The following is an 18,030-nucleotide window of genomic DNA, read 5'->3' as shown; positions in this document are numbered from 1 at the left end:
AGGATACTAGTTTTCCAAAATATATTTCATGTCTTAAAGGGATTCAAAGAGATGAATAAAATTTTGTTTACAGGTTTGGCTGCAGCTTTTGCCTCAGTAGGCATTTATGCAGCTTCAGCCCAACAGCTTGGTAGTTATCAACGGAGCTATTTGGCCAGTACCTCTTTTCGAGGCTTTGGTGATCATAAAAATCATACCGTAAATAACTCTGATATTTTGCGAGCAGAAAGTAATAGTAGCGGTTTATTGGCAATACAAGCTGGCCAGCAAACAAGAGAACTCGTCATAATCGATGAATCCGTTTCGGATAAAGAGCAATTTTATAGTCAGGTAAAACCGGGCGTCGATATTCGACTCATAGAGTCAGATCAAAAAGGGTTGGATCAACTCAAGTATATTCTGAAAGATTACCAAGACCTAGATGCATTACATATTATATCCCATGCTGATGATGGTGTTATATATCTTGGCTCTTCCCAAGTGACGGACTCCTTGTTACAAGAAAAGATCAATGCGTTATCTGCGATAGATTTTTCATTAAAAGACGGTGCTGATGTATTACTTTATGGGTGTGATCTAGCCAAAAGTAACAAGGGAAAAACACTACTCGAAACAATTGCCACCAATGCCAGCGTTAATGTCGCTGCATCAGATGATTTAACGGGTTTAGAGGAATTAGGTGGTGATTGGGAATTAGAAATAGCCACAGGTGAAATATCGACATCGCCGATGTTTGACTCAGTCGCTATGCGCGATTTTACCCATGTGCTCGCTTACGATGGTACTTTGTCTCTAGGGAATATGCCAACCGGTTACGCCAATAAGAAAAGTTATACCGTACCGGGAACCAGTTATGTCTTTACGGTGAAGTCGGGGGGGGCTGGTGATAAGGATTTGTACAATTATTCTAGTTATGTTTACTTAGGTGCAAACTATTCAACCAACACCACGGCAGATGTTTATTTTGGGAGTAGTGAAACCTTTAACCTTACTAGTCTATATGTCAGGAATGGAGCAAGCTCAAACAAAACTATCCGCGTAACTTCGAATAAGGGGGGGCAGCAGGACTCAAGCTCGAGTTTATCTCAGAATGCTAGCACGACCATCAATTTCTCTGGCGAGGGCTGGACGGGAATTAATAAATTTACCATTCAGTACTCTGACGGTAGCCAAATGAGATGGCTGAAACTAGATGATATTGTAGTAGCGAGTGTTCAGGCTGGTGATACAAGCCCTCCCTCTGTAACAGGTATTACCGTAAAAGGCTCGCCAAACACAAATGATGCCTCTATGCAGTTTACTGTGGCATTTGATGAAAATGCCAATAACATCAGTACCGATGACTTTACGGTTACTACTGCATCAGGCACTGCGACAGGTACGGTTTCGGCTATATCGGCATCTTCAGGTAGTAGTATTGATGTTACGGTAAATAGTATTACTGGCGCAGGGACAATTCGCTTAGATCTAAATTCAAATACCAATATTACTGACGACTCAGGAAATGGTAATAATACCAACGGTTATGTTGCTGAATATACATCAGGCTCAACGCATACTGTAGATAGGCAAGGGCCAACAATTACTTCCGTTACTATTCCCAACTCTTCGCATAAAGTCGGCGATACGGTTACCGCAACTATTACAGTCAGTTCAGATACTGACGATTACACCTCGGGCAGCGGTGGCATTTCGGGCACTATTAATGGTTACAACCTAAGTAATTTATCGAGAACCAGTGACACTACCTATACTGCTCAGTTCACAATTACCGACGGCGGTACCGATGTGGCTGCGGGCAGTAATGTAGCGGTTAACGTTACCCTCACAGATAGCGTCGGTAATACCTCTAGCACCTATTCAACAGCAATCAGTCAGTCAGGTGATGCCATTTATGCTAACTACCCTAAAATTTCGCTGGGGGCCGATACCAATACTATCAATGAAGATGGCGGGGCCAGCACCCTCACGGCTTCACTCGCAAACAGTTTAAACAACCAATGGCCCGAAGATATTACCGTTAACTTGTCTTATTCGGGTACAGCCACGGTCACGACGGACTATACAAAATCCAACAGTATTTCTATTTCAGCGGGCAGTAGTTCTGGCACCGCTGCGGTTACGGGCGTGGCGGATACCTTGTATGATGCGGCCAGCGCAGAAATAGTGATTGTTGACGTTTCTACTGTGTCGGTTGGCACTGAAGATGGTACTCAGCAACAGACAATTTCAATTACTGATGCCGAAGCAGCTCCTACTGTGTCTCTGTCCGTGGGCTCAAGTACGGTGGCCGAAAACAATGGTACTGCCAGCATAACGGCGACGTTGGATCATGCGACCTATGAAGATGTAACAGTTGGCCTGAGCTATTCGGGTACCGCGACAAGTGGTACCGACTTTGCGACACCGAGCAGTAGCATCACCATTTCAAGTGGCACTACTTCGGCCAATGCTGCAACGGGTATAACCGGCAGTGATGATGGTGACGAGGAAGGTGCTGAAACCATTATTATTGATGTCAGCAATGTTGCAGGTGGCGGTGCTTCCGAAAATGGCGCTCAGCAACAGACAATCACGATCAGTGATGATGACGATACAACCCAGCCTGTGATAGCCAGTGTGTCTGTACCTGCTGATAATACCTATGTTGCGGGGCAATCAATCACTTTTACCGTTAATACCGATGAAATTGTGACAGTCAGCGGCTCGCCCAGCCTGACGCTGGATATTGGTGGAACCACAAAATCAGCTGCTTATGTTTCAGGTTCTGGCTCTCAGGCATTGGTCTTTACTTATTCTGTCGAATCCGGCCTGCTCGATAATGATGGTATCTCAGTCACAGCATTGAGCATGAGTGCGGACGAGATCCAGGACGCGGCAGGGAATGACTTAAATGTTGCACTTAATTCAGTCGGTTCGCTGACAAATGTGCAGGTTGATAGTGTGGCGCCAACGGTAACGGGAGTGAGTGCCAGTACGGCTGATGGTCAATACAATGAAGGAGATACGATTTCTCTCACAGTTAGTTTTGACGAAGCGGTAACAGTAACAGGCACACCGCGATTATTGTTGGAGACGGGTACCACAGATCGCTATGCGACCTATACCTCTGGTTCGGGTAGTACGGCATTAGTTTTTCAATACACAGTGCAGGCGGGTGATACCGCCAGTGATCTCGATTATGCCAGCACATCGGCGTTGGAGCTTAACAGCGCTACCATTAATGACAGTCATGGTAATGCAGCAGATCTGACGTTGGCATCTCCAGGTTCAGCTAACAGCCTGGGTGCCAACAAGGCGATTGTGATTGATACGGCGGTGCCGGGTATCTCAGTGGCCAGTGATAAAGCCAGCCTCAAGGCAGGCGAAACCGCGACCTTAACCTTTACCCTAAGTGAATCCAGCAGTGACTTTGCTGTGGGGGATATTACTGTTGTCGGTGGTAGCCTCAGTGGCTTTAGCGGCAGCGGCACCAGCTATACCGCCACCTTCACCCCGGATAGTGACCGCACGGCAGCGGCCACCATTGATGTGGCAGCCAATGCCTTTACCGATGCGGCAGGTAATAATAATACCGCCGCAAGCCAGCTCAGTATTACGCTCGATACGGCGGTGCCGGGTATCTCGGTGGCCAGTGACAAAGCCAGCCTCAAGGCAGGTGAAACGGCGACCTTAACCTTCACTCTGAGTGAATCCAGCAGTGACTTTGCGGTGGGAGATATCACGGTTGTCGGCGGTAGCCTTAGTAGCTTTGCTGGCAGCGGTACCAGCTATACCGCCACCTTCACCCCGGATAGCGACCGTACTGCTGCGGCCACCATTGATGTGGCAGCCAATACCTTTGCTGATGCGGCAGGTAATAATAATACCGCCGCAACCCAGCTGAGTATTACGCTCGATACGGCGGTGCCGGGTATCTCGGTGGCCAGTGACAAAGCCAGCCTCAAGGCAGGTGAAACGGTGACCTTAACCTTCACTCTGAGTGAATCGAGCAGTGACTTTACGGTGGGAGATATCACGGTTGTCGGCGGTAGCCTGAGCAGCTTTGCCGGCAGCGGTACCAGCTATACCGCCACCTTCACCCCGGATAGCGACCGTACTGCTGCGGCCACCATTGATGTGGCAGCCAATGCCTTTACCGATGCGGCAGGTAATAATAATACCGCCGCAACCCAGCTGAGTATTACGCTCGATACGGCGGTGCCGGGTATCTCGGTGGCCAGTGACAAAGCCAGCCTCAAGGCAGGTGAAACGGCGACCTTAACCTTCACTCTGAGTGAATCGAGCAGTGACTTTACGGTGGGAGATATTACTGTTGTCGGTGGTAGCCTGAGCAGCTTTGCCGGCAGCGGTACCAGCTATACCGCCACCTTCACCCCGGATAGTGACCGCACGGCAGCGGCCACCATTGATGTGGCAGCCAATGCCTTTACCGATGCGGCAGGTAATAATAATACCGCTGCAACCCAGCTGAGTATTACGCTAGATACGGCGGTGCCGGGTATCTCGGTGGCCAGTGACAAAGCCAGCCTCAAGGCAGGTGAAACGGCGACCTTAACCTTCACTCTGAGTGAATCCAGCAGTGACTTTGCGGTGGGAGATATCACGGTTGTCGGCGGTAGCCTTAGTAGCTTTGCTGGCAGCGGTACCAGCTATACCGCCACCTTCACCCCGGATAGCGATCGTACTGCTGCGGCCACCATTGATGTGGCAGCCAATGCCTTTACCGATGCGGCAGGTAATAATAATACCGCCGCAAGCCAGCTCAGTATTACGCTCGATACGGCGGTGCCGGGTATCTCGGTGGCCAGTGATAAGAGCACGTTGAAAGCAGGTGAAACGGCGACGTTAACCTTTACCCTGAGCGAATCGAGCAGTGACTTTGTGGCCAGTGACATCACGGTTGTCGGTGGCAGCCTGAGTAGCTTTAGCGGCAGTGGCACCAGCTACACGGCAATCTTCACCCCGGATACAGAACGCACGGCAGCAGCCACCATTGATGTTGCCGCCAATACCTTTGCTGATGCGGCAGGCAACAACAATACCGCAGCAAGCCAGCTCAGTATTACGCTCGATACGGCAGTGCCGAGTATCTCGGTGGCCAGTGACAAAGCCAGCCTCAAGGCGGGCGAAACCGCGACCTTAACCTTTACACTCAGTGAATCCAGCAGTGACTTTGCGGTGGGTGACATCACCGCTGTCGGCGGCAGCCTGAGCAACTTTGCAGGCAGCGGTACAAGCTATACGGCAACCTTCTCGCCAGATAGCGACCGCACGGCAGCAGCCACCATTGATGTTGCCGCCAATACCTTTGCTGATGCGGCAGGCAACAACAATACCGCAGCGACCCAGCTCAGCATTACGCTCGATACGGCGGTGCCGGGTATCTCGGTGGCCAGTGACAAAGCCAGCCTCAAGGCGGGCGAAACCACCACGTTGACCTTTACGCTTAGTGAATCAAGCAGTGACTTTGCTGTGGGGGATATCACGGTGGTGGGCGGTAGCCTCAGCGGCTTTAGTGGCAGTGGCACCAGCTATACGGCAACCTTCACCCCGGACACGGATCGCACCGAAGCGGCCACCATCGATGTGGCAGCCAATACCTTTGCTGATGCGGCAGGCAACAACAATACCGCGGCAACCCAGCTCAGCATTACGCTAGATACGGCGGTGCCGAGTGTGTCGGTGGCCAGTGATAAGAGCACGTTGAAAGCCGGTGAAACGGCGACCTTAACCTTTACCCTGAGCGAGTCCAGCAGTGATTTTGCTGTGGGTGATATCACTGTTGTCGGCGGTAGCCTCAGCAGCTTTGCAGGCAGCGGTACCAGCTATACCGCCACCTTCACGCCGGACACGGATCGCACCGAAGCGGCGACCATCAATGTAGCCGCCAATACCTTTGCTGATGCGGCAGGCAACAACAATACAGCGGCAAGCCAGCTCAGTATTACGCTCGATACGGCGCTGCCGGGTATCTCGGTGGCCAGTGACAAAGCCAGCCTCAAGGCGGGCGAAACCGCGACGTTAACCTTCACCCTAAGCGAGTCCAGCAATGACTTTGCCCAGGGTGATGTCACCGTAGTGGGCGGCAGCCTGAGTAGCTTTGCAGGCAGCGGTACCAGCTACACGGCGACCTTTACGCCGGATAGCGACCGCACGGCAGCGGCCACCATTGATGTGGCAGCCAATACCTTTGCCGATGCGGCAGGCAACAACAATACCGCAGCGACCCAGCTCAGTATTACGCTAGATACGGCACTGCCGGGTATCTCGGTAGCCAGTGATAAGAGCACGTTGAAAGCCGGTGAAACCGCGACGTTAACCTTCACGCTCAGTGAATCCAGCAGTGATTTTGCGGTGGGTGATATCACTGTAGTCGGTGGTAGCCTGAGTAGCTTTGCAGGCAGCGGCACCAGCTACACGGTAACCTTCACCCCGGACACGGACCGCACCGAAGCGGCGACCATCGATGTAGCCGCCAATACCTTTATTGATGCGGCGGGCAACAACAATACCGCGGCAAGCCAGCTGAGCATTACGCTAGATACGGCGCTGCCGGGTATCTCGGTGGCCAGTGACAAAGCCAGCCTCAAGGCGGGTGAAACCGCGACGTTAACCTTCACGCTCAGTGAATCCAGCAGTGATTTTGCGGCTAGTGACATCACCGTTGTCGGTGGTAACCTCAGCGGCTTTAGCGGCAGCGGCACCAGCTACACGGCGACCTTTACCCCGGATACTGACCGTACTGCTGCGGCAACCATCGATGTAGCTGCCAATACCTTTATTGATGCGGCGGGCAACAACAATACCGCGGCAAGCCAGCTGAGCATTACGCTGGATACGGCACTGCCGGGTATCTCGGTGGCCAGTGATAAGAGCACGTTGAAAGCAGGCGAAACCGCGACCTTAACCTTTACGCTCAGTGAATCCAGCAGTGACTTTGCGGTGGGTGATATCACGGTTGTCGGTGGTAGCCTGAGCGGCTTTGCTGGCAGTGGCACCAGCTATACCGCCACCTTCACCCCTGATAGCGACCGCACTGAATCCGCGACCATTGATGTGGCCGCCAATACCTTTGCTGATGCGGTGGGCAACAACAATACTGCGGCAAGCCAGCTCAGTATTACGCTGGATACGGCGGTGCCGAGTGTGTCGGTGGCCAGTGACAAAGCCAGTCTTAAGGCTGGAGAGACGGCGACCTTAACCTTTACCCTGAGCGAGGCCAGCAGTGACTTTGCGGTCGGAGATATTACTGTTGTCGGCGGTAGCCTGAGTGGCTTTGCTGGCAGCGGTACCAGCTACACGGCAACCTTCACGCCAGATACGGATCGCACGGCAGCGGCCACCATTGATGTGGCAGCCAATACCTTTGCTGATGCGGCAGGCAACAACAATACAGCGGCAACCCAGCTGAGTATTACGCTCGATACGGCGGTGCCGGGTATCTCGGTGGCCAGTGATAAAGCCAGTCTCAAGGCAGGTGAAACGGCCACCTTAACCTTCACCCTAAGCGAGGCCAGCAGTGACTTTGCAGTGGGAGATATCACGGTTGTCGGTGGTAGCCTCAGCGGCTTTGCAGGCAGCGGCACCAGCTATACCGCAACCTTCACCCCAGACACGGACCGCACGGCAGCGGCTACCATTGATGTGGCAGCCAATACCTTTGCTGATACGGCAGGCAACAACAATACTGCGGCAAGCCAGCTCAGTATTACGCTGGATACGGCGGTGCCGAGTGTGTCGGTGGCCAGTGACAAAGCCAGTCTTAAGGCTGGAGAGACGGCGACCTTAACCTTTACCCTGAGCGAGGCCAGCAGTGACTTTGCGGTCGGAGATATTACTGTTGTCGGCGGTAGCCTGAGTGGCTTTGCTGGCAGCGGTACCAGCTACACGGCAACCTTCACGCCAGATACGGATCGCACGGCAGCGGCCACCATTGATGTGGCAGCCAATACCTTTGCTGATGCGGCAGGCAACAACAATACAGCGGCAACCCAGCTGAGTATTACGCTCGATACGGCGGTGCCGGGTATCTCGGTGGCCAGTGATAAAGCCAGTCTCAAGGCAGGTGAAACGGCCACCTTAACCTTCACCCTAAGCGAGGCCAGCAGTGACTTTGCAGTGGGAGATATCACGGTTGTCGGTGGTAGCCTCAGCGGCTTTGCAGGCAGCGGCACCAGCTATACCGCAACCTTCACCCCAGACACGGACCGCACGGCAGCGGCTACCATTGATGTGGCAGCCAATACCTTTGCTGATACGGCAGGCAACAACAATACTGCGGCAAGCCAGCTCAGTATTACGCTGGATACGGCGGTGCCGAGTGTGTCGGTGGCCAGTGACAAAGCCAGCCTCAAGGCGGGCGAGACGGCGACCTTAACCTTTACCCTAAGCGAGGCCAGCAGTGACTTTGCGGTCGGGGATATCACCGCTGTCGGTGGTAGCCTCAGCAGCTTTAGCGGCAGCGGCACCAGCTACACGGCGACCTTTACGCCAGATAGCGACCGTACTGCTGCGGCCACCATTGATGTGGCAGCCAATACCTTTGCCGACAGTGCGGGCAACACCAATACAGCGGCGACCCAGCTCAGCATCACCCTTGATACGGCGGTGCCGGGTATCTCGGTGGCCAGTGATAAAGCCAGTCTCAAGGCAGGTGAAACGGCCACCTTAACCTTCACCCTAAGCGAGGCCAGCAGTGACTTTGCAGTGGGAGATATCACGGTTGTCGGTGGTAGCCTCAGCGGCTTTGCAGGCAGCGGCACCAGCTATACCGCAACCTTCACCCCAGACACGGACCGCACGGCAGCGGCTACCATTGATGTGGCAGCCAATACCTTTGCTGATACGGCAGGCAACAACAATACTGCGGCAAGCCAGCTCAGTATTACGCTGGATACGGCGGTGCCGAGTGTGTCGGTGGCCAGTGACAAAGCCAGCCTCAAGGCGGGCGAGACGGCGACCTTAACCTTTACCCTAAGCGAGGCCAGCAGTGACTTTGCGGTCGGGGATATCACCGCTGTCGGTGGTAGCCTCAGCAGCTTTAGCGGCAGCGGCACCAGCTACACGGCGACCTTTACGCCAGATAGCGACCGTACTGCTGCGGCCACCATTGATGTGGCAGCCAATACCTTTGCCGACAGTGCGGGCAACACCAATACAGCGGCGACCCAGCTCAGCATCACCCTTGATACGGCGGTGCCGGGTATCTCGGTGGCCAGTGATAAAGCCAGTCTCAAGGCAGGTGAAACGGCCACCTTAACCTTCACCCTAAGCGAGGCCAGCAGTGACTTTGCAGTGGGAGATATCACGGTTGTCGGTGGTAGCCTCAGCGGCTTTGCAGGCAGCGGCACCAGCTATACCGCAACCTTCACCCCAGACACGGACCGCACGGCAGCGGCTACCATTGATGTGGCAGCCAATACCTTTGCTGATACGGCAGGCAACAACAATACTGCGGCAAGCCAGCTCAGCATTACGCTGGATACGGCGGTGCCGAGTATCTCGGTGGCCAGTGACAAAGCCAGCCTCAAGGCGGGCGAGACGGCGACCTTAACCTTTACCCTAAGCGAGTCCAGCAGTGACTTTGCTGTGGGGGATATTACTGTTGTCGGTGGTAGCCTCAGTGGCTTTAGCGGCAGCGGCACCAGCTATACCGCCACCTTCACCCCGGATAGTGACCGCACGGCAGCGGCCACCATTGATGTGGCAGCCAATGCCTTTACCGATGCGGCAGGTAATAATAATACCGCCGCAAGCCAGCTGAGTATTACGCTCGATACGGCGGTGCCGAGTATCTCGGTGGCCAGTGACAAAGCCAGCCTCAAGGCGGGCGAGACCGCGACCTTAACCTTTACCCTTAGCGAGGCCAGCAGTGACTTTGCGGCCAGTGACATCACGGTTGTCGGTGGTAGCCTGAGTAACTTTGCAGGCAGCGGTACCAGCTACACGGCGACCTTTACCCCGGATACTGACCGTACTGCTGCGGCAACCATCGATGTAGCCGCCAATACCTTTATTGATGCGGCGGGCAACAACAATACCGCGGCAAGCCAGCTCAGCATTACGCTAGATACGGCACTGCCGGGTATCTCGGTGGCCAGTGACAAAGCCAGCCTCAAAGCAGGTGAAACGGCGACCTTAACCTTCACCCTAAGCGAATCCAGCAGTGACTTTACTGTCGGTGATATCACCATGGTGGGCGGCAGCCTGAGTGGCTTTAGCGGCAGCGGTACCAGCTATACCGCCACCTTCTCGCCAGATAGCGACCGCACGGCAGCGGCCACCATCGATGTGGCGGCCAATACCTTTGCTGATGCGGCAGGTAACAACAATACCGCGGCCACCCAGCTGAGCATTACGCTCGATACGGCGGTGCCGAGTGTGTCGGTGGCCAGTGATAAAGCCAGCCTTAAGGCGGGTGAAACCGCGACCTTAACCTTTACGCTCAGTGAATCCAGCAGTGACTTTGCGGTGGGAGATATCACGGTTGTCGGTGGTAGCCTCAGCGGCTTTGCAGGCAGCGGTACCAGCTACACGGCGACCTTTACGCCGGACTCGGATCGCACGGCAGCGGCGACCATCGATGTGGCGGCCAATACCTTTGCCGATGCGGCAGGTAACAACAATACCGCGGCCACCCAGCTCAGCATCACACTGGATACGGCAGTGCCGAGTGTGTCGGTGGCCAGTGACAAAGCCAGCCTCAAGGCAGGCGAGACTGCGACGTTAACCTTTACCCTGAGCGAGGCCAGCAGTGACTTTGCGGTCGGTGATATCACGGTTGTCGGTGGTAGCCTGAATGACTTTAGCGGCAGCGGTACCAGCTATACCGCGACTTTCACCCCGGACACGGACCGCACAGCAGCGGCGACGGTGGATGTGGTAGCCAATACCTTTACCGATGCGGCAGGCAACAACAATACCGCGGCAAGCCAGCTCAGTATTACGCTCGATACGGCAGTGCCGAGTATCTCGGTGGCCAGTGACAAAGCCAGCCTCAAGGCGGGCGAGACGGCGACCTTAACCTTTACCCTGAGCGAGTCCAGCAGTGACTTTGCAGTGGGTGATATTACTGTTGTCGGTGGTAGTCTCAGTGGCTTTAGCGGCAGCGGTACCAGCTATACAGTAACCTTCACGCCAGATACAGATCGCACAGAAGCGGCGACCATCGATGTGGCAGCCAATACCTTTGTCGATGCGGCAGGCAACAACAATACCGCGGCAAGCCAGCTGAGTATTACGCTAGATACGGCGGTGCCGAGTATCTCGGTGGCCAGTGATAAGAGCACGTTGAAAGCAGGCGAAACGGCGACGCTGACCTTTACCCTAAGCGAGGCCAGCAGTGACTTTGCAGTCGGGGATATTACGGTTGTCGGTGGTAACCTCAGCAGCTTTGCCGGCAGCGGTACCAGCTATACGGTGATATTCACGCCGGACACGGACCGCACCGAAGCGGCGACCATCGATGTGGCAGCCAATACCTTTGTCGATGCGGCAGGCAATAACAATACCGCGGCAAGCCAGCTGAGCATTACGCTCGATACGGCGGTGCCGAGCGTGTCGGTGGCCAGTGATAAGAGCACGTTGAAAGCAGGTGAAATAGCAACATTGACGTTCACACTCAGCGGAACCAGTACGGATTTTACGGCTTCGGATGTGACAGTCGTCAACGGTATTTTGAGTGACTTTGCTGGCTCAGATACCAGCTATACTGCGACAGTCACCCCAAGCTCGGATGGCGTAGTGACGGTAGATATCAATGCCGATGTGTTTACTGATGCGTCTGGTAACAGTAATACAGCGGCAACCCAATTGTCCTTTGGCTATGACAGCTCGGAACCGACAATCACCATTGCCTCAACCAGTGATGCAGAGCTGAATGATGCTTTTGAGGTGACCTTTACCCTTTCCGAGTCGAGCAGCGATTTTGCTGCTGAGGACGTGGCGGTAAGCGGTGGTATTCTGGGCGACTTCATTGGCAATGGGACAAGTTACACAGCGACGGTAACACCGAATAATGAAGGTGTTGTCACTGTAAACGTGGCGGCCGGTGCCTTCAGCGATGCGGCGGGCAATACCAATACTGCGGCGACCCAGCTGAGCCGCACTTATGATATCACTACGCCTAAGCCGGTTATTTCAAGCAGTGCCGATACGATTACTAATGCTGACTTCATTGCTGATATTGATTTTGGTGAAACAGTTACAGGGTTTGTCCTAGATAAGATCACGGCTGTTAATGCTAGCTTGAGTGAGTTTACTCATCAGGGTGAAGGCCGCTATCAAGTCACAGTGACGCCAGATAGTGATGGTACGGTATCTCTCGATATCGCTGCCGGAGGAGCGTCTGATAGTGCTGGCAATGCTAGCGTAGCTGCTGAGCAGTTTAGCCTTGAGTTTGATGGCGCGCGGCCATATCTCCAGTCGCTAACACCAGATGATGATGCTGGCAGTGTGCAGCATAATGCGTCACTGGTGTTGGAATTTAACGAGTCCGTTGTCGCAGGTGAGGGTAGTATCAGCATCTATGATGCAGATGATGATAGCTTACTTGAATCCATTAGCCTGAGTGATGTTCAAGTGGCTATTGACGGCGTGCGGGTGACGATTGACCCAGTAGCTACTTTTACCCCGACACATAGTTACTATGTCCACATTTCATCAGATGCCCTGTTTGATTCGGCGGGCAATGCCTTTACCGGTATCGATGACGCCAATAGCTATAACTTTACCATTGGCAATAATATTCCTGATGTCTCGGCAGATTCGGCTGCGGTAGCTGAAGACAATAGCGTGGCGATTGCCGTGTTGGACAATGATAGTGATAGCGACAGCGAAATAAACCTTGCCAGTGTTATCGTCATGACTCAGCCTCTTTATGGCAGCACCAGTGTGAACACAGGAACAGGTGTTGTGACCTATACGCCTGATGAGGATTTTGCCGGTGCCGACAGTTTCTACTATCGGGTGGGAGATGTGTATGGCGGTCAGTCGGAAGCGGTGAAGGTTACGATTACGGTAACGGCTGTGGATGATGCTCCTGTCGCCGTGTCTGATTTAGCCTCGACGGATGAAGAGCAATCAGTGCTGATCGACGTACTGGCCAATGATACCGATCCTGATGCGGGGGACGGTGCAGACAGCAGTACCTTGGCTATTGTTATTCAGCCAGAACAAGGTGCAGCGACCATTGAAGAGGGGCAGGTACGCTACACGCCGGATGAGAACTATACGGGCAGCGATGCCTTTACCTATACCGTGCGCGATACTAGCGGACGCTTGTCCAATGCTGCAGAGGTCCGGATTAATATTGTCGGGATTAATGATGCACCAGAAACCGTCGCCGATGAAGCGGTAACGGATGAAGATACAGCTGTTGAGGTATCGGTGCTGTCGAACGACAGCGATATTGATGGCTCTCTGGATGCCGCGACTGTCGCGATTGTCAGCCAGCCAGCTAATGGTACCGTCAGTGTATCCGAACTCGGTGTGGTGACTTATACACCGAGGGCTAACTTTAATGGTGCAGACAGCTTTACCTATGTCGTGAAAGACAATGAAGGAGCGACTTCGGAAGCTGCAGCAGTGAGCCTGACCGTCAACAGTGTCAATGATGCACCAGTTGCCAGTGATGATATTGCTACCCTGCTGGAAGACAGTACCCACTCAATAAATGTATTGGGTAATGATAATGATGTTGACGGCCAGCTAGATAGCAGCAGTGTGACCGTTATCAGCCAACCAGAACAGGGAAGTGTAAGCGTCGCCGAAAATGGAGCCATTCTATTTACGCCGACAGGAAACTTCAGTGGTGAAGACAGCTTCACTTATCAAGTGCGAGATGAACTGGGCATTGTATCGAATACGGCGACTGTGACGATCACCGTGCAAGCGGTGAATGATGCGCCGCTAGCCAACGATGACAATGTGAGTACGTCAGAAGACAGCGCGGTTACCATCAATGTTATTGTCAATGACAGCGATGTAGATGGCAGCCTGGATACGACGACGCTAACTATCGGTACCACGCCGACAAGCGGCTCGCTAAGCAATAACGGTGACGGCACACTTATCTACACACCAGATGAAAATAGCCAGGGTAGTGACAGCTTCACTTACACCATTAGCGATAATGAGGGCGAGGCATCCAATAGCGCGACGGTATCCATAGATATTGAAGCTGTTAACGATGCCCCGACGTTGTCGGGTGAACCTGAAACCGAAGTCGCTCAGGGAGAGAATTATAGCTTCACCCCGCAAGGTAGTGATATCGATGGGGACAATCTCACTTTTAGCATATCTAACCAGCCATCATGGACGGAATTTGACGTATCAAGCGGTACGTTGAGCGGTAGCCCGGATAACGATGATGTGGGTGTTCACTCCGGTATTGTGATCAGTGTCAGTGATGGGACTGAGTCGGTATCGCTTCCGGTCTTTGCCATAACGGTCACCAATGTGAATGATGCACCGACGATAACGGGAACGCCGACGACTCAGGTTGATGAGGACAGTAGCTATACCTTTACGCCGCAAACCACAGAGATTGATGAAGATGATGCATTAACCTTCACTATTGCCAACAAGCCGGGCTGGGCGAGCTTTGATACATCAACTGGTACTTTGAGCGGTACCCCGACAAACAGTGATGTTGGCCTTGCCAGCGGCATTGTTATCAGTGTTACTGATGGTGAAGAAAGTGCCTCCCTACCAGCGTTTGGTATTACGGTCAGTAACGTGAATGATATGCCGGTTGGTGAATCGCTGTCTGCTAGCGTTGCCGAAGACAATAGTGTCACGATTGCACCAAACCTTGAGGATGTGGATGGCGATACCCTAGGCTTGCTGGTGACAACGTCTCCGCAGCATGGTTCGCTGGAAAGTGATGGTTTGGGCTGGCGTTATACCCCGCAGGCCAACTATTACGGGGATGATACATTCAGCTACCAGGTAACGGATGGCCAGTTAGCATCTGCTACCTACTCGGTGGATATTACCGTCGTTGCGGTCAACGATACCCCGGTAGCTGTAGATGACAGCTTTGTGGTAACGGCAAACAGCAGTGGTAGTTACTCGCTGGATGTACTAAGCAATGATACCGATATCGACAATGATGGCCTGCAGCTTGAGTGGGTCAGTGCCGAGTGGGGATCAGCCTCTATTCAAAATGGCACTGTGGTGTTTACTGCCCAGCAAAGCGGGACGTTGACGCTTGGTTATAGTGTCACTGATGGCAATGGCGGCAGTGACACTGGCCAGGTTCGGTTGACGATAGAAAGCGATGCACTGCTGGCTCCTGAGATCACTCCGCCAGAGGACGTCGAGCTCAATGCCACAGCGTTGTTTACTAAGGTCGATCTGGGTGTCGCGACAGCCAGTGACAGCAACGGTAACGCCTTGCCTGTTTCACTGGTTGATAATCAGATCTTCTTCAAGCCGGGTAATAACATCGCGTACTGGCGCACCGAAGATTCTCAGGGAAATATTGCTGAGGCTAGCCAGAAAGTAACAGTCCACCCGCTGGTGACGATTGCTAAGGATAGCGAAACGACAGAGGGGACGTCGCACAGCGTGCAGGTTTACCTTAATGGCCAATCGCCGAGCTACCCGGTAGTGATCCCTTATACCGTGTCGGGTACCAGTGGTGAAAGTGACCACGACCTGCGCGATGGCAATGTCGTGATCGAAAGCGGTACAGTCGGTGAGATCCTGTTCAGTATCTCTGAAGATCAAGAGGATGAAGGGCAGGAGTCACTGACCGTTACTCTTGATTCGGCTAGTAATCTTGGAAGCAAAAAAGAGTACACTCTGGCTATCTATGAGCAGAATGTCGCACCGAAGGTAGCGATATCTGTCGCCCAGCAATCCGAGCAACGACAGCTTATTGAGAATAATGATGAGCTTGTCACAGTCAATGCACTGGTGACCGATGCTAATAAAGGCGATAGCCATGATTACCTATGGACAAGCGAAGAATCTCAGTTGACGAATACTAGCTCAGCACCTGAACAGTTTATATTCTCACCGTCACAGTTGAGCCCTGGTATCTACCTTCTCAAGCTGACGGTAACCGATAATGCCAGTGAGCCGTTGTCGGTATCGACAGATATCTATATTGAGGTGGTCGAGCAGCTAGCAGTATTAGGCAGTGAGGATACTGATGGCGATTTGATCCCGGATAATCAGGAAGGTTTCTCTGATTCAGACAGTGATGGTATTCCCGATTATCAGGATGCCATTAGTGAATGTAACGTGATACAGGAACAAGCCATAGAGTCTGAACGATATCTTGTTGAAGGGGAGCCCGGGGTTTGCTTGCGTAAAGGGGTTACTCTGGCTGGCAATGAAACAGGCGGTGCCCAGTTGCTTGATAGTGAAATTTTAACCAAGCTCGGAGATGATTCTGAAGCGGATAATATTGGCGGTATTTTTGATTTTGTGGCCTATGGCTTACCTCAGGTAGGGCAGAACTATCAGGTTGTCTTCCCACAGCGCCTGCCTATTCCGGCTGATGCGGTATATCGGAAGTTTAAGCAAGAGACAGGCTGGGTTGATTTTGTTACCGATGAGTTTAACTACCTGTCTTCTACTCAGGGAGAAGCAGGTTATTGTCCACCTCCGGGCGATAATAGCTGGAGCCTTGGCCTGACAGAAGGCCACTGGTGTGTACAGATAACAATTCAGGATGGTGGCCCGAACGATGATGACGGTATTGCTAACGGTAGTGTTATTGACCCAAGTGGTGTCGCTGCGAGGGCTAGCAATAATACATTGCCAGTCGCCCAGGACGATAGCATCACAATAAGCCGAAATAGCAGTGCGATGATCGATGTTCTTGCCAACGATAGTGATGCTGACGGTGATGTGCTCGACATTGCGAATGCAACCTCAGATTTCGGGGCCGTTGTGATAGAAAATAATCAGCTGAATTATACCGCGGAAGACACATTCTATGGCGTTGCGACCGTCAGCTACAGCGTGACAGATAATAGTGGCGGTACAGGTTTTGCAGATGTCACCGTAAACGTTGTTAATAGCTTGTCACCGGTAGCCGTGGATGATCAGGCTGTAACAGATGATCAAACAGCTGTGGTTATTAATGTGCTGGGCAACGACAGTGATCCGGATGGCGACAGCCTGACGGTGGTCACCGCAGCGGCTCAGAACGGCCAGGTGAGTATCAATACCGACCAAACACTAACCTATACACCTCAGAAGGGCTTCGAAGGGATTGATACCATAACCTATCGTATTCGTGACCTGAATGGGCTGGAAGCGACTGCTGTGGTTAAGGTCCAGACCAGCTTGAAACGTTCTGTTGTGATTGAAAATGAGGCCGGAGGAGGCTTAGGAGGAAGTATGGTCATGCTGTTGGCACTGCTTGGTGTTGCCCGTCGCTATGGTCGAAAACTGTGGTTGGGGCTACTGCTTCTTCTGAGTTTTAACAGCCAGGCCAATTGGTTTGTTGAAGCGGATATCGGGCTTAGCAATGCGCATGAACGCTCAGATGTGAAGGCGGACACTGTCATCGACAGTGATGACTCCGATTTATATTGGACGGCAGGGGTCGGCTATTCGTTTAATACGGAGTGGGCGCTGACAGCACGCTATATCGATCAGGGGCAAGGCAGTGCCACAATCAGCAGCAGTTCAGCCTCACCTGATGAGTACCATCAGAGTGTGGCCCGAGTTTCCCCGGTACTGGTAAGTGGCGTGGGGCTTGATGTCAGTTATTCGCTCTGGCAAGCAGATCGCTTCAATGTGGCCGTTAGCCTAGGGGGAATGCACTGGGAGACGGACTTTGAGAGTCGCTACCAAGGAAGCACAATCAAATCCAGCGATGATGGCATTGATCCTTATCTAGGGCTTGAGCTTGGGTATGACATAGGTGAAAACTGGGCGATAGGGCTGGGGGCAACACGATATTTTATCGATGCCAATGACGTCGATAGCTTTGCTCTTAGGCTGAAATACCGATTTAGCGAAGAAGATTAGCCCTAGCCAGGCTAACTTCCAAACTGGGCAATT

At 52.8% G+C, this 18,030-nt stretch carries 1 protein-coding gene; it reads left to right on the top strand.

What is annotated here, in order from left to right:
- The first annotated feature begins 51 nt into the window (after positions 1–51).
- Positions 52–17,997 (top strand): Ig-like domain-containing protein, encoded by a 17,946-nt coding sequence (locus tag AC51G0_RS22590; RefSeq protein WP_496303899.1) that lies wholly within the window; start codon positions 52–54, stop codon positions 17,995–17,997.
- The last annotated feature ends 33 nt before the right edge of the window (positions 17,998–18,030 follow it).

The organism is Photobacterium sp. HL06 (genome assembly GCF_059552575.1).
This window is presented reverse-complemented; position numbering and strand designations above follow the sequence as displayed.

Excerpts from the sequence above, each read along its gene's own strand:
- AC51G0_RS22590 (WP_496303899.1), top strand. The coding sequence starts at position 52 with ATGAATAAAATTTTGTTTACAGGTTTGGCTGCAGCTTTTGCCTCAGTA.